Source organism: Microbulbifer maximicatervae (SeqCode) (genome assembly GCF_052468155.1).
Window position 1 is genome coordinate 195884 of sequence record NZ_CP174335.1, and the last position, 14974, is coordinate 210857.

Sequence of the window (14974 nt, forward strand, 5' to 3'; positions counted from 1 at the left end):
ACTCCTACGGGTCGCGGCGCAAGCTTAACACGGCAATTCGGGCCAGTAATTGCCAAATACCCCAGTTACCATGCAATTTACTCGCTATTCCATTAGACTCCGCCCCCGCATTGGTCGGCCTCATCCCCGGTACGGTGGTAGGAATTTTCCCGAAAGGGTCGACACCCGATACGAGCTCCCGGTTATCCCCACTGGCACAAATGTTTAAAACTAGATGCGAGGCGGACTACCGGATCGGGATACTTCTCTATATCTCTATAAGCACAGGATAACCATGTCGAAAAAGAACGCCTTTTATGCGCAGTCCGGTGGCGTTACCGCCGTGATCAACGCATCCGCCTGCGGCGTAATTGAAGCTGCGCGTGAAAACCCGGACCAGATTGGCAATGTCTACGCAGGGCTAAACGGTATTCTCGGCGCGCTGCGCGAGGAGCTGATCGACGTGAGCCAAGAGAGCGCAGAGGATATTGCTGCACTGCGCCACACCCCTTCCGGTGCCTTTGGTTCCTGCCGCTATAAACTGAAGAGCCTGGAAGAGAACCGCGCAGAATACGAGCGCCTGATCGAAGTCTTCAAAGCGCACAATATTGGCTACTTCTTTTACAACGGTGGTGGAGACTCCGCAGACACCTGCCTGAAAGTATCCCAACTGTCCGAGACCATGGGTTATCCAATCCAGGCCATCCATATTCCCAAAACTGTGGATAACGACCTGCCCCTGACCGACAACTGCCCGGGCTTTGGCTCCGTTGCCAAATATGTTGCCGTTTCCACCAAGGAAGCGGCCATGGACGTGGCCTCCATGTGCGCTACTTCCACCAAGGTATTTATTCTCGAGGTGATGGGCCGTCACGCGGGCTGGATTGCCGCTGCCGGCGCTCTGGCCCAAGAACAGGAAGGCGATGCACCCCACATTATCCTGTTCCCGGAAATCGCTTTCGATAAAGAGAAGTTCCTCGCCAAGGTACAAAAGACCGTAGACGAGAAAGGCTACTGCGTTATCGTCGCCTCCGAAGGCGCCCAGTACGGCGACGGCACCTTCCTCGCCGATGCCGGCACCACCGACGCCTTTGGCCACAAGCAGTTGGGCGGTGTTGCACCGACCCTGGCCAACATGGTCAAAAGCGAACTCGGCCTGAAGTACCACTGGGCCCTGGCAGATTACCTCCAGCGCGCCGCCCGCCATATCGCTTCTGCTACCGACGTTGAGCAAGCCTACGCCGTAGGTCGCGCCGCAGTGGAAATGGCTGTAGCAGGCAAAAATGCCATTATGCCAGCCATTATTCGCGCAGAAGGTGAAGAGTACAGCTGGTCCATCGCAGAGGCGCCACTGTCTGAAGTCGCCAACGTAGAAAAATTTATGCCGCGCGAATATATCAGCGAAGATGGCTTTGGAATTACTGAAGAGGGACGCAAGTACCTGCTGCCATTAATTCAAGGCGAGGATTACCCTCCCTACAAAAATGGCATTCCCCAGTACGCCACCCTGAAAAAGCAGCTGGTGGAAAAGAAGCTGGGTACTGATTTCGAAGCTTAATAGAAACGGTTGCCAGTCTCCCAAAAGCCTCCGAGTAAAATCGGGGGCTTTTTTCTGTAAACGCCTCTACGCAGACTCCACATCAGACCAAACCGCAAATTCATTGCCGCAAGGTTCCCTAAAATGGAAGCGCCTGCCACCGGGAAACGGGAAAATTGGCTTGGCTATTTCGGCTCCGCATCGCGTGACCTTCTCCAGGGTACCCTCCAGGTCGCGGCTGTATAACACCACTAATGCAGATCCATTTTCAGTAGTGCTCTGCAACTCTGCCTTGAAAAAGCCACCATCCAATCCAGCATTTGAAAAAGCGGTGTACTCCGGACCGTAATCGGTAAAAGTCCAATTAAAAGCCTCGGTAAAGAATGCTTTTGTCTTACCCAAATCCCTGGAGGGCAACTCAATATAATTAATTTTCTCGCACTCTCTCATAAGCTCACCATTTTCCTTATTTTTCAATTTTCAGGCTGTAGGTCGCACAGGGGTATTCACCACCCGAAAACTGCCATTTGCCAGCGCTAGTGGCCGATCCTGATAGAGAATAATGGCGCGATCCATCATCTGTACAAAATCGAGCATCGCATAAAGGATCACACCTTTTCGCCCCTGATATATATCAGGCCGATAAATCAACGCCGCCATCCTATCGTCCATGGCTTCATAGGTATATGAAGCCTCCCCAACTAACTCTCCCGACGTCGTAACATAACAATGTGTCGCGGTTTCATAGGTTACCGTGTGGGTAGAAAGGTCGGGGAAATCACCTTGTTTTGAATAGTGTGTGCCGGTCCATTCCAGGCTTAAACCTTCCAATGTCTTAAATGCCTGCAAACTATGTCTCCCCCAGTGGTTTAATAGCTTCGCCGATCACTAGTAACTGATTTACCTGAAGCAATAAAACACACGCTGACTGAAAACGACACTCCTTGCATTAAATATTTATCTATTTTGATACGTCTCCGATAGTCCCCAATGATACCTCAATACTCCAGAAAGACATCTTAGGCACTTTGCTCAAGTCTTTTTCCAATTCAGGGATCGGGCACGCACAAACACTTTCCCCTCCAATGGTCCATATAAAAAAGATTTTAATGACTCGCAATGGAGCCTTGCCGGGCTACCAATATGAAAACGAGGAAGTGAAACACTCGGGCATATACCCACGAAGGTAAAGAAGAAAAATACGCAATTAACGCGGGGAGGAAAGAAAACGGCCGAATATCTCTTGCCTTAATATCCGACCGTTCAATATGTGGAGTTAATTATTTATTGTTGTTGATATCCATCTCAGTGCCAAAACGGCTTGCGAATCTCAATTTCACGGTAGGCTTTATCTTCATTACCGAAATCGTCTTTCACAGTCAGGGTAATTTCATAACTACCACCGGTGGCATAGCGATGCAGTGCCATGGGGCCGGAGCGGCTGGTGCCATCACCAAAGTCCCACTCATAGCTCAGGTTACCGTCACCATCGTAACTACTGCGCTCTTCAACCCACACCCAGCGCAGGAAACTGTGCACTTTAAAGTCAGCCTGAAGCTCAACAACTTCATCAACCTGTACAAGCTGCTCAACGGTGGAGATCGCTCCCCGGTCGTCCTCAACCTGGAGAATTACAGAATAAGTGCCTGCTGCATCGTAGCTATGACTGGGGTTTTGCTCAGTACTGGTAGTGCCATCACCAAAATCCCAGGCCCAGCTAACGATAGTGCCATCGGTATCGACGCTGCTGTCGAAGTAGTTCACTTCGAAGCCTTCAACACCCCACTCAAACCCGGCAACCGGCTCCTGGTTATCTGCCCCCAGGTCCAACTCAACCACAAGCGGATCGTGATCTGAAGCGCGGAATGCATCAGTCGAGTAGAAACTCTCCACCTGCTCATCGGTTTTATTCTCGATGTTGTAATCCAGCACCCGAGGCTCATCGGCATTGATATGCCAATCGGCCGCACCTGTTACCAGAGGAGCCAGTGATTCACTGGCGAGAGCGTGATCCAAGTAGCCGGACTCACCGCTGTAAACATAGGAGTAGGCTTCTCCTTCACCGAAAACCTCCAACAAATCAGCGTAGCCAGCGTCCTTTAGAGTGCTAATTGGGTTTTCGCGGGCATAGCTATTGAGGTCACCGAGCACCAGAACACGATCGGTGCCGCTACCTGTCGGGTCAGAATCAATCCATGAAACCAGGGCATCTGCGGCTTCGGTGCGCAGCGAGTTCCAGCAGCCCTGTCCATCACCCAGATCATCGTTCAAACTGCCATCGTCAGGACAACTTCCCTTTGATTTGAAGTGATTGACCACCACGGCCAGCTCTTCACCACTTGATAGTTCGGCAAAAGCTTGTAGCAGTGGTTGGCGGTTACCGTCATCAAAGGGATAGCTATCAGTTGTCGCAGCAGCGCCTACAGGCATTACCCGATCGCTGCGATAAATCAGCCCCACAGAAATTTCATCGGTGCCCAGTTGAGTCAGGTCTGGATTAATAAATTGATAGTTTTCACTGCCAGTAGCCGTGTTAAGGCCATTAATTAAATCCTGAATAGCACTTTCTGAACCGTAGCCATCGTTCTCAATTTCCATTAAGCCAACTACATCGGCATCCAGGTCTAAAATAGCGGAGATAATTTTATTTCTCTGGCGCAGGAATTCTTCTTCAGTATCAGCCCCACGGGAAGTAGGGAAACCGCCGCCATAACCATCGCCATTAAAATAATTCAGAACATTAAAGCTGGCGATCTTTAAACTGCCCTTACCCGGTAATTGTGGAGCGCTTTCACGCAGGTTGGCAGCAACAAATTCTGGCGCCTCCACGGGATGTACTCGGTAGGCGCTGTAGCTATACCCCATTACACCGCGCAATCCCTCTACCGTATCGCCATTGCGTAAGGTATTACTGGCACTGAGGCCAGAGACCGGGTATGGCACCGCTTCCGGGTTCTGCACACTGGAACCATCGTCCAACACAATCCTGTTAAGATCGTTTGCACTTTCCTGTGCTACGGCTGCAACCCCAGGCTCATTGTTGTGGGTGGGAATATAGAGACGGCCATTGGCCAGGGTGACTTCACCATAGCGCCCCAGGTTATAGTGGTCATTCACCATCAGGGCTTGCGGGAACTCAACCAACATCCCCTCGTATTGCTCCTGCTCTTCAGCAGAACTAAACGGCAGGGAGACTTCCTCGGCAGTCACACTGTAGCCGCTACCGCAAACCGTAACGCCATCTACCTCATCTAACTCGGTAAAGTCATAGTATTCAGTAACCACACCACCGACACGAACCAAATCCCCGACTTGCACATCTACACCGAAGCCTTTGTCGTGTACAAACAGTCCCTCAGAGGTATTGATCTGGCCATCCTGATCACTGTCTTCCTCTTGCAGGAAGAAGCCGGAAAGGCCGGTGCTGGTATCTTGGAAATCACCAACAACAACGGCTTCAATTTCGTGGCGCTCATTCTCCAGAGCGCTTTCAAACTCATCACCCTGAATCTGGCTGATTAATGTAGAAACATCTCCACAATCGCCGAGAACAACATCGTCATCACCGCCGTCATCTCCACCACCAGTGCCGTCTTCGCTGTGCCAGCCGAGGTTGGAAAAGTCATCCTGCCCCAGGCTAGACCACTCTGAGCCTGGGTCAAAATCCGTGCTGCCATCAACACGGCCTTCGCTCACACCCCAGTCGCGGATTAAGGTTTGATTTTGGGTGCCCAGGCCACTATCGCCCCATTGGCTACCGGGATCAACACCGATCTGGCCGATAACATCCACATATCCATTGGGGCCACTCAGGGCAACCGCATCATCCCCGTTAAACAGGCCGCTGGTATAAATCTGATCGGCTACTGACAGGATTGAGGAATCAGCACTAGCGTGGGCGAATACGTAAACATCGCCGTCTGCCAAGCTGCCACTTAGGGCGATGGTTGAAGCCGCCGCAGAGGAGCCATTGAAGTAAAGTTCAATGCTGTAGCTACTGAGGTCAACCGCTGCACCCGTGCCATTGTAAATTTCAAGGGCCTTATTATTGCTACTGCCCTCGATATATTCAGAAATAATGAGGTCGCTGGCTTGGACCTCTTCAGCCAAAAATGGTAACCCCAGGGCTGCAAGGGCAGCCAAGCCAATCTCTTTCATAAGGTTCTCTTCACTCGTACCTGACACAGATCACGCGGCGCAAAGATTGGCGGTTAATTCCTAAAGTTCGATGAATGAAATATGAAATTTAAATTTCAGCTCTTTGTTCAAAAATCCATTTCACACAAAACCCGCCAAACTCGCCACACAATGCAAAAAAAGCGCCAAAGAATTTGTGCGGGGTGATGAATAGCGGCAAAGAAGCTTGAAAAGTTCGCCAAAAATTATATAGTCACTTATATAAGTGCTTATGGAGCAGCTTTTATGAAATACAGCCAACTGGGGACTCAGCTTCGTCACATTCTGGAATTACTGGATGGCGATGTAGCAGAGAGCTATAGGGCCTGTGGCCTGGAGAATTACAAACCCCGCTACACCCCGATAATGCGTGCACTTATCCACAAGAGAGATATCACCATTAGTGAGGTGGTAGCGAGCACCCACATTTCCCAGCCCGCAGTGAGTCAAACTGTAAAAGACATGATTAAACAAGGGCTGGTACAGACCTCTTCTGGAGAAGATGCTCGCCAGCGCAAAATACGCTTGACCCGCAAAGGCAGTGCGTTGATACCCAAGTTAAAACAGCAGTGGATAGCAACTCTGGAAGCTGAGCAGTCCCTCAATAGCGAATTACCGACAGAACTATCAGAGCTGCTCAATCAAACAATTCAAGCTTTAGAGAAACGTCCTTATTTAGAGCGGATACAAGAAAATCTATCAATAGAGGCTACATAAATATGAAACGCCAACTCAAGATGAGTTTAGCGGTATTAATCAGTTTTTTTTCCATCTCTCTCGCGGCAAGTTCCGGCGCAATGAGTTCCTGCCAGTTTGAGACAGGCCCGGTTATTAAAGCTGCTGCAGTAGCTATTCAGAAGCACTATATATTGGAGGAAAAAGGACAGGCGCTATCCGCTCAACTCAATAGACTGGCAGAATCCAAACACTTTAATCATCTTTGTAGTGACTACCAACAATTAGCCAGCGCACTTACCAAAGAAATTCGCACCCTTTCCGGTGATAAGCATTTCTATATAGAGCATATAGATAACCAAAAAGAAGCCCATAATTGGATTGAACAGTGGCAGGCTGAAGCGCCCAGCAATAACTACGGCGTTAAGAAAATTGAAATTCTTCCCGGTAACATTGGCTACCTTTCCCTCTCCTCCTTCCACACCTTTGAAAATGCTCGCCATACCCTCGCTGCTGCTTTCACTCTGCTTCGCCACAGCGAGGGCCTAATACTCGATTTACGCAGTAATGGCGGCGGAGACGAAGAAACCGCCAATGCTGTTCTGCAGTCATTTATTGATCCCCATTCTCCCTTTCCCTTTGTTATTGAAAGCCGCAAGGGGAGAGAAATACCGAAACGTATTTCACCTCAACCCTGGCCCAGCTATGGGAGTGACAGACCAATGGTCATTCTGATTGATGGGAGATCCTTCTCTGCATCTGAGAGTACCGCCTTCGCACTACAACAGCTGGGCCGAGCCACGATTGTCGGTAATGCCAGCGCCGGTGGGGCACATATGATGGAGTCTCCCCAACCCCTCCCCTATGGCTTTGAAATCGGTATCCCAGATAAACGCCCGGTTTCTACGATTGCCGGCAGCCGCCCCAACTGGGAAGGACAGGGTGTGATCCCCGATATTGAAGCCGGCCAACAGGAGATCATTCAAATCGCATTAAAAGTAGTGGCAGAGGCCCTATAAGGCTCCCTTTACTTTGCTAAATTGAACACTAGCGAAACGGGCACACAGGCTTGACCCCACTCCATACAGGCAGAGCCAAGTCCTCTTTATTATCTGATGGTGCGCCAGTTCGGCTTTTGAAAGCCCCCTCCACTATGGTCAGGCGCATCAAAGCTGTTCCCTTGCGCTCCTGTAGGCTGGGGAGGCGCACCTGATCCCAGCGCCCCGGCTCTATATCGTCAATAATCGCTTTAAAAACCGCATCAAATTCCCGCTGCTCTTTGACCCTCTCACCTCGGCAAAACAATACCGCGGAGCGATAATTAGCACTGTGATGATAAGCTGACTTTGCCAGTACCCACTCATCGCAGCGGGCAAATGAAATACAGACCTGTTCTCCTACCTCCAATAGTTTTTGTAGCCGGCTCTTGTTTGCCAGGTGAAAATACAAAAACTCTCCCAGGCGCCAAATGGTTAAGGGAATAATGATGACTTCGCCGTCTTCAATAAAACCGACATGGCCCAGTTTTAGCTCATCGACAAGCTTATAAACATCCTCTCGCCGATAACTGGCACGTTTCGGGGCACGACGTACACGACTCTTCGCTGAGGTTGGCAATTCATCAGAGATTGGCGAATGTAAATTCATAAAACCTCCTTTAATTCACTCTGGTATGAAATAGATATCGCCAATGTAGGATATTACTGGTACGCTGATAAGCGCCAGTTTTAACTATTTCATGGTGCCAGTTTTGAGTGCCGCCGAGCTTACAGACCTAACTCTCGAATCAGGCCAGCCGCTACAGGAACAGTTGTATCGACAATTGGTAGATTGGATCTGCAACGGCCGGCTGGCTGCTGGTACCAAGCTCCCCTCCTCGCGCCGGTTGGCTGAATCCCTCTCTATCAGCCGCAATACAGTGACATTAGTTCTGGACCAGCTGAAAGCGGAGGGCTTCCTTACTAGCCATCCAGGGAAAGGCATATTTGTATCTCCCGAATTGCCGGCCTACACAAATAAAACACACAGGCAAGGTTGGCAAGCACAGAGGAATAGGTACTTACCATCACTTTCTCACTATGGTGATTTTGCACAGACTTTATCTTGGGATAAGAATAGTGAAGATCAATCTCTTCCTTTCACCCCCGGCCTACCGGATCTAAGCGCATTTCCATTCACTATTTGGAACAAATTATACCGCCGCCACCAATCCAGGTTAGCTCTCACAGGTTACGGGCAAAGCCAAGGTTATTTACCTTTGCGTATGGCACTTACTGAATACTTACGCAACTCCCGGGGAGTTCGCTGTAATGCTGAACAAATTATTATTACCAATGGAGCTCAGGAGGCCCTGAATTTATGTGCACTAGTCGCGATTAACCAGGGAGACAAAGTTTATATAGAAAATCCGGGATATCGCCGTGCTCGAGTAGCTTTCCAATCTGTTGGAGCAAAGCTCGTACCAGCGAACCTGAAAGATAAGTACTTGGATGTTGATAAGCTGGTCAATAGTACAACCGAAGCCAAGTTACTTTTTACCACGCCAACACATCAGTACCCAATGGGTGGTGTTATGCCCGCAGGTGAACGGATTAAACTGCTGGATTGGGCGACACAGGCGAACTGCTGGATAATTGAAGATGATTACGACAGTGAATTTTCATTCCAACATAAACCCGTCGCGGCGCTCCAGGGGATGGGAGAAAATACACCTGTACTCTACATGGGGAGCTTTAGTAAGACCTTGCTACCCAGCCTACGATTAGGCTATTTAGTGGTGCCTAAATCTACCGTAGCGGCATTTACCCAAGCAAAAGAAATGTTATCTGGCCACTCCCCCTTAATCACACAAGCTGTCGTGGCAGACTTTCTCGATGAGGGGCATTTTGTGCGACATCTTCGCAAAATGCGCGCTAGTTATATGAAGAAATGGGAACATCTCTGTCAGCTTATTCGGGAAGAAATACCACCTCCAGCCGGACTAATTGCCAATAGCGCTGGTATGCACTTGGTTATATCCACGCCGGGACACGACGACATCACCCTTTCAAAGAAACTACGTGAATACGGATTTGGCAGCACACCAATATCGCTCTTCTATTCCAATAAAAATGAAGATTCAGGGTTGGTGCTCGGATTTGCCAATACAACTTTCGAACAGAGGGCAGATTGCGTAAAGATTCTCGCAAAAAATCTTAAAAAGTAGCCATAACACACCTAAACAACGCTTATTTTTATAATGCAGGTTTCTTCATTTTTCGCACCAGCATTAAGCACCTCCACCTAAAATAAAAAAGTAAATATTTTAATAGAATAAAAACAGTCTATTATCACCAAAATATCAAATAAAACCCAATAAATTAGGAAGAATTTCCTATGGCTCTTTCTCAAACCTAGGTCACAATCTCCATGGCTTTGGGTGTTCACTCTCTTTTTTAATTACTCAGATAATTAGGGAAATTTGATATGAAAAATAGAAATATGAATTCTATAAAAGCATCATTGCTCGCTGTATCCGGTATTGCAGCACTATCGCTCTCCGCCGTCGCTTCAGCTGTCAGCTGTGGAGATACCATTACAACAGCAGAAGTACTCACCGGTGATATTCTTGGCTGCGCAAGCCATCCTGCACTCGTGATAGATGCTGGCGGATCACTCGATATGGCGGGTTACCACCTCAGTTGCGATGGCAGCGGAATTGGCATTCAATTGAAAGACAGTGATAGAGTCCTTGAGGATACTGTTGGTGGAAGCACTATCACAAACTGTAACAATGGCGTATCAGCCGAAGGTGATGGCAGCCATCAAATCTTTGATATCACTACTTCATCAAACTCTATTGCAGGAATCGCACTTTGGAGTTCAGGTAATACAGTTGAAGCCACCGATGCTAGCGGCAATGGGGGAATGGGTATACGCGTTATGGGTGACGGTAATCGTGTGAGATACTCTTATGCATCAAGTAACGGTCTCCAAGGAATAAAGATCGTTGGTGACAATACTCTCATCAGATTCAATGAGACGATTCTCAATACATCGAGTGGGATTGTAATTGATAGTGGGGATGGCGGCATTGTTGCCAATAATCTATCAGATAATAACGGCGTTAACGGCATTATGATGTTGGGATTGGGTCAAGTCGGATACTTGATCATTGGCAATACCGCAGAAAATAATGCCGGTGCAGATCTTGCTGACCACAACCACCCTGCTTGCACTGGCAATGTATGGATTAGAAATACTTTTGGAAGTGCTAACGATGCCTGTATTAATTAAATGATATAGCGACTTTAGCGGCGAGCCGATTAGTTTTAAATATCGGCTCGCTCTCACCTTAAACAAAACCCTTCCCCTCGCGGGCCATTAACTACCAATAAGTGTTTTCTAGAATAAAATTGTTACTTATAACAGCAATTAATAGTGGTCCTCATAGCTAGTAGCAACTTCCCCTGAGAATAAGGTATAAAAATCAATAAATGATAAAGCTCAATAAATACAGAGGTTGCTTTAAAGGAATAGCCATCGGCGATTCATTTGGCGCCCCGTACGAGGGCGGCATTCTAGAAAGACAACTCTGGAAAATTATCGGGAAAACCGAACAGGGTAAAAAGCGCTACACCGATGACACGCAAATGTCTATTGATATTGCGACCTCCTTTCTTGAACATAATTACCTTGATCAAGATCACATAGCCAAAAAATTTGCCCAAAGTTATCGCTGGAGCAGAGGATATGGTCCCAGTGCAGCGAAACTACTAAAAGGCGTCAGGGACGGTAAACGCTGGCAAGATTTAAACCGAAAAAAATTTAAGCACGGTTCTATCGGCAATGGGGCCGCCATGAGGGCACCTATTATTGCCCTCTGCCATCCCCAAAATGACTACCGCCTCAAGCAATATGTACAATCGGTGTCTGAAATCACCCACGCCCATCCAGTTGCTGTCGAGGGAGCATACTTGATCGCTATCGCCATCTGTGAATCCCTGCAAGACCATTCAAACAGAGAGATATTGAACAAACTTGAAGTAAGTTGTAAGTCCGAAATATATCGCTACAAACTGGAAAAGTGTGCGACTCTACTGTTTAACCAGAAAATCCCACATCCGCAGCAAATCAAGCAATGGCTAGGTAATGGCATTACCGCGCCAGAGTCCTGTATCACCGCCATTTACTTTGGACTTAAGTATCGAAACTCTCCTTTAACGTCTGTATTAGCTAATATTTTTTCTCTAGGTGGTGACACAGATACCTTGGGTGCCATGGCTGCTAGCATCTGGGGGGCATTAAATGGAGAAGACCGAATGGAAAGCATGGCCGACAAGGTCGAAAACATCGATTTCATTACCGAGCTTTCTGAGAAACTCTATTTCACCCAATATCAGCATGAAAAAGCCTTACAACCCGCATAGCCTACTAAAAAGGGAGAAGGGAAGAATACACCGCGCTTGGACCCTATGAGGCATGAATGCCGATTAGGAGCTTACAGGGATGTATTCGCAGTGAGCCTCGAGTGCAGTGTATTCTTTCCCTCCACCCCAGTAGTAAGTCTTAAACAAGTAGAGCGGATCGTAAAGTAACCAAAATGTTAATTTAAAAATCTCTGACGGCTTAACCAGAGCACCATGTGGCTATTAAGAAGTGCTTTATTAGGACTGGATACTTCTCACTCTGGCCAAAAGCTTTTCGATACTATCAACAGTGGTGCGCGCCCCAATAGCGCCAACAAAGAAGAAATGGTTACCTATAACGGTCTGTGAAAAATAAGCGGAAGACGAGCGGATTATAAGCTGTACTAGCTCCCATCTTTCCCTTGGAATCTGCTCTGGAGATGCACCCTTTAAAAGTTTACTGGCAAGAACTCGATTGCGAATAAATGCCCAATCATCAATATTGCACAGCACATTTTCCAAATCCCCCATTGAATCACTCTGAATAACAACAGGAATTGGATAGTCCCAGAAGTCAAAAGTGTTTGCCGTTTTCAATGCCCTGGAAAGATCTTCCTTAAACCCTTGCCCATCATACATTAATCCAGTGCCAATAAGCGCGATGGGAATTGCTCCAAGGAACGCCTCCAGATAGATATCTTTGGGGATAATTGTGTGTTGGTTCAAGGTGTTCTGCTCATCAAGCGCGGCCAAAAAGGCAGGATATATGCCCTTTCGACTGGCCATCCCATCAACTGTCATTTCGATGGCCTTGGCATTAGCTTCGGGAAGAAAGCCCGGCAACGCGGGTTCTGCGGCCATAGCCACAAAGCATTCAATCGAAAAATTCAAGGCTTTCGCTGCCCTCGCTAGAGCCCCAGCGATTTTCCCTCCCATACTCCAGCCGCACACCACTACCGAATTTGGAAGGTTATATTCAGACAAAATCTTGGCAATAATTTCTGCAGCCTGATCTCCCCAATCTTGAATTGTAAACTCCGGGTGAGTACTGCAAAAAACCGCATTTTCCATAGGGTAAGAAATAGCAAGGAAGGGAAAACCCGCTAGATTGACCCAGTGACTTATAAAATCATCTGGGCGGCCACCGGGATAGCCGTAGAAAATACGCGCTAGATGTGCTGTGCCTGGAATAAATACCATTAGCGGACTGGTACTAACCGCCGGTATATAACGGTAAAGCACTGGAAAATCATTGATTGTTTCCAGGACTTCCCCGTCAAACAAAGTGGGACTCGGTGCCATATTCACCCTGCGGAGAGGCAATCCGTTAACTTGGCGCTTTCCCCCAGACCTCCTCTAAGCGCTTATCACGCCCACAGCGGTAGCGATAATACTTGTAACGCAGAGGATTACGTTGGTAATAGTCCTGATGGTAGGCCTCTGCGGGATAAAAGGTTGCAGCGGGTTTTATTTGTGTCACCACCTTTTTACCCAACTCCGCTTCTACCTTTTTCTTGCTCTCCTCTGCTAACACCTTTTCTTCTTGACTGCCGTAAAAAATCTCGGCTCGGTACTGATCACCGCGATCGCAAAATTGACCACCGGAATCAAAAGGGTCAACGTTGTGCCAAAAAATATTCAGTAAGTCGGAATAGCTGACTTTATTCGCATCGTACTTTACCTGAACAACTTCCGCATGCCCCGTACCACCGGAAGATACCTGTTCATAGGTCGGGTTTTTGACATGGCCACCGCTGTATCCTGAGGTGGTTTCCAGGACGCCATCGACCTTGTCAAATGGCAGCTCCATGCACCAGAAACACCCTCCTGCAAAAATAGCCGTGCGAATATTCGATGAATCCTGAGCCAGGGAAATACTGGCCAATGAGAGGAACAAGAGAGCAATAATACTGCGCATCATTCAGTCCTTTACCGATTGTCGATGGAACACATTCTCTTCTGTCGTCTATTCGCAGGAATTTATTACAGGGTGACGGTACCTTCACAGGCGCGCAAGAAAATATCCCGATACTCTATCCCGTTAAAACGCATCGGGTTAGTACTAGCGGAAGGCTCCACCGATGCCATTTTCCCAACTCTGTCGGCATCAGTGTCATCAATTCCAATCTCCGACAGGCTGTGGGGAATCCCCAGCTGTTTGCGCAATCCGAGCAACCAGTTGAGTACCGCATCAAATCCGCTATCAAACATCTCATTACCGGCCAGTTGTAGATAAAGTGCCAGATGCCCCATAGGCACCTGGATGGCTGGACGGTTGGCGATCAGAACGTAGGGCATCAATATCGCATTTAACAAACCATGGTGCTTGTCATACAGGGCCCCCAATGGATGTGCCAGGGCGTGGATAGCGCCCAAGCCCCGCTGGAAAGCTGTAGCCCCCATACAGGAAGCTACCAACATTTGCTGGCGCGCCTCGAGTTCTGCGCCTATAGCATAAGCTCGAGGCAAATACTCCTTGATCAGGCGCATCCCCTCTAGGGCAATTCCCTCGGCCATAGGATGGTATTGAGGGGAGTAAAAAGACTCCAGATTGTGTGACAGCGCATCCATTCCCGTCGCTGCGGTGAGGTCTGGGGGCAACCCCATAGTCAATTGAGCATCGAGAATAACGATATCCGGCATCATGCGCGGATGGAAAATCAGCCTCTTAACCTGTGCTTTCTCATCGGTAATTACCGCAACCCGACCAACTTCAGAACCTGTGCCAGCCGTCGTGGGAATGGCAATCAACGGTAAAATACCCTCTGGGTCCACACGCCTGTAGTTGTCGCCAATATCCTCAAAATCCCAAATACTGTGCTGCTGTCCCGCCATAAGGGCAATGGCTTTGCCCGCATCCAGGGCTGAGCCCCCGCCCAAGGCAATAACCCCATCGCACTTCTGCTCACGCAGCTTGGCCACCCCATCGGCGATATTTATCTCATTGGGATTACCTTTGATTTTGGAAAAAACGCTAACTTCCAGACCCACCTGTTGGCATGGGTTAATCGCACTATCGACCAGTGGCAATGCGGCGACTGTAGGATCAGTAACTAACAGAGGCTTGTGAATATTCAGCTCCAGGCAAGCTTCAGCCAATTCAGTAATGCGACCGGGGCCAACCCAAACGGTCGTGGGATAATTCCAGTTGACATGGTATTTATCCACAATTTCCTCTCTGACGCTCTGTCACTTTTGCATATTCAAAATAGGCTGTGAC

The 14974-nt window shown here is 48.3% G+C and carries 13 protein-coding genes; 6 read left to right on the plus strand and 7 right to left on the minus strand.

The window, feature by feature from the left end; genetic code table 11:
* Positions 1 to 274 precede the first annotated feature (274 nt).
* Positions 275 to 1537: a 6-phosphofructokinase gene (locus ACJJIY_RS00800; RefSeq protein WP_282931458.1), complete on the plus strand. Its 1263-nt coding sequence runs from the start codon at positions 275 to 277 to the stop codon at positions 1535 to 1537.
* 66 nt (positions 1538 to 1603) lie between these two features.
* On the opposite strand, the gene ACJJIY_RS00805 is transcribed toward ACJJIY_RS00800, so the two are convergent.
* The 3 genes from ACJJIY_RS00805 to ACJJIY_RS00815 all read right to left on the minus strand — a co-directional run bounded on the left by ACJJIY_RS00805 (position 1604) and on the right by ACJJIY_RS00815 (position 5674).
* Entirely contained in the window at positions 1604 to 1966 is a 363-nt protein-coding gene (locus tag ACJJIY_RS00805) for a VOC family protein (RefSeq protein ID WP_413663152.1), read from the minus strand.
* A gap of 30 nt (positions 1967 to 1996) precedes the next feature.
* A complete protein-coding gene (locus ACJJIY_RS00810; RefSeq protein ID WP_445358903.1) occupies positions 1997 to 2365 on the minus strand; it encodes a hypothetical protein in 369 nt (122 codons plus the stop codon).
* A gap of 456 nt (positions 2366 to 2821) precedes the next feature.
* Positions 2822 to 5674, minus strand: a complete 2853-nt coding sequence (locus ACJJIY_RS00815; RefSeq protein ID WP_445358904.1) for an ExeM/NucH family extracellular endonuclease — start codon at positions 5672 to 5674, stop codon at positions 2822 to 2824.
* A gap of 264 nt (positions 5675 to 5938) precedes the next feature.
* On the opposite strand from ACJJIY_RS00815, the gene ACJJIY_RS00820 reads away from it, so the two are divergent.
* A complete protein-coding gene (locus tag ACJJIY_RS00820; protein ID WP_444896232.1) occupies positions 5939 to 6409 on the plus strand; it encodes a MarR family winged helix-turn-helix transcriptional regulator in 471 nt (156 codons plus the stop codon).
* 2 nt (positions 6410 to 6411) lie between these two features.
* A complete protein-coding gene (locus ACJJIY_RS00825) occupies positions 6412 to 7386 on the plus strand; it encodes a S41 family peptidase (RefSeq protein ID WP_444896231.1) in 975 nt (324 codons plus the stop codon).
* A gap of 28 nt (positions 7387 to 7414) precedes the next feature.
* On the opposite strand, the gene ACJJIY_RS00830 is transcribed toward ACJJIY_RS00825, so the two are convergent.
* Positions 7415 to 8014 (minus strand): pyridoxamine 5'-phosphate oxidase family protein, encoded by a 600-nt coding sequence (locus tag ACJJIY_RS00830; protein ID WP_444896230.1) that lies wholly within the window; start codon positions 8012 to 8014, stop codon positions 7415 to 7417.
* 103 nt (positions 8015 to 8117) lie between these two features.
* Here ACJJIY_RS00830 and pdxR point away from each other — a divergent pair, with 103 nt between their 5' ends.
* The 3 genes from pdxR to ACJJIY_RS00845 all read left to right on the plus strand — a co-directional run bounded on the left by pdxR (position 8118) and on the right by ACJJIY_RS00845 (position 11775).
* The gene (gene pdxR / locus ACJJIY_RS00835; protein ID WP_444896229.1) at positions 8118 to 9572 is read left to right on the plus strand and encodes a MocR-like pyridoxine biosynthesis transcription factor PdxR; all 1455 of its coding nucleotides are present in this window, start codon (positions 8118 to 8120) and stop codon (positions 9570 to 9572) included.
* A 260-nt stretch (positions 9573 to 9832) separates the two neighbouring features.
* Positions 9833 to 10642 carry a right-handed parallel beta-helix repeat-containing protein gene (locus ACJJIY_RS00840; RefSeq protein ID WP_445358905.1) on the plus strand — a complete coding sequence of 270 codons (810 nt, stop codon included), beginning with the start codon at positions 9833 to 9835 and terminating at the stop codon, positions 10640 to 10642.
* A 200-nt stretch (positions 10643 to 10842) separates the two neighbouring features.
* Positions 10843 to 11775 carry an ADP-ribosylglycohydrolase family protein gene (locus ACJJIY_RS00845; RefSeq protein ID WP_445358906.1) on the plus strand — a complete coding sequence of 311 codons (933 nt, stop codon included), beginning with the start codon at positions 10843 to 10845 and terminating at the stop codon, positions 11773 to 11775.
* A gap of 237 nt (positions 11776 to 12012) precedes the next feature.
* Here ACJJIY_RS00845 and ACJJIY_RS00850 read toward each other — a convergent pair whose 3' ends face one another.
* The 3 genes from ACJJIY_RS00850 to ACJJIY_RS00860 form a co-directional block, all read right to left on the minus strand.
* Positions 12013 to 13056 (minus strand): alpha/beta fold hydrolase, encoded by a 1044-nt coding sequence (locus tag ACJJIY_RS00850; RefSeq protein WP_445358907.1) that lies wholly within the window; start codon positions 13054 to 13056, stop codon positions 12013 to 12015.
* Between the two features lie 25 nt (positions 13057 to 13081).
* Positions 13082 to 13675, minus strand: coding sequence for a peptide-methionine (S)-S-oxide reductase MsrA (gene msrA / locus ACJJIY_RS00855; protein WP_445358908.1), 594 nt, complete (start codon positions 13673 to 13675; stop codon positions 13082 to 13084).
* A gap of 62 nt (positions 13676 to 13737) precedes the next feature.
* Positions 13738 to 14922, minus strand: coding sequence for an iron-containing alcohol dehydrogenase (locus ACJJIY_RS00860; protein WP_444915641.1), 1185 nt, complete (start codon positions 14920 to 14922; stop codon positions 13738 to 13740).
* Positions 14923 to 14974: the final 52 nt, after the last annotated feature.

Coding starts and splice junctions, on each gene's coding strand:
- ACJJIY_RS00800 (WP_282931458.1), top strand. CDS start 275: ATGTCGAAAAAGAACGCCTTTTATGCGCAGTCCGGTGGCGTTACCGCC.
- ACJJIY_RS00805 (WP_413663152.1), bottom strand. CDS start 1,966: ATGAGAGAGTGCGAGAAAATTAATTATATTGAGTTGCCCTCCAGGGAT.
- ACJJIY_RS00815 (WP_445358904.1), bottom strand. CDS start 5,674: ATGAAAGAGATTGGCTTGGCTGCCCTTGCAGCCCTGGGGTTACCATTT.
- ACJJIY_RS00820 (WP_444896232.1), top strand. CDS start 5,939: ATGAAATACAGCCAACTGGGGACTCAGCTTCGTCACATTCTGGAATTA.
- ACJJIY_RS00825 (WP_444896231.1), top strand. CDS start 6,412: ATGAAACGCCAACTCAAGATGAGTTTAGCGGTATTAATCAGTTTTTTT.
- ACJJIY_RS00830 (WP_444896230.1), bottom strand. CDS start 8,014: ATGAATTTACATTCGCCAATCTCTGATGAATTGCCAACCTCAGCGAAG.
- ACJJIY_RS00840 (WP_445358905.1), top strand. CDS start 9,833: ATGAAAAATAGAAATATGAATTCTATAAAAGCATCATTGCTCGCTGTA.
- ACJJIY_RS00845 (WP_445358906.1), top strand. CDS start 10,843: ATGATAAAGCTCAATAAATACAGAGGTTGCTTTAAAGGAATAGCCATC.
- ACJJIY_RS00850 (WP_445358907.1), bottom strand. CDS start 13,056: ATGGCACCGAGTCCCACTTTGTTTGACGGGGAAGTCCTGGAAACAATC.
- msrA (WP_445358908.1), bottom strand. CDS start 13,675: ATGATGCGCAGTATTATTGCTCTCTTGTTCCTCTCATTGGCCAGTATT.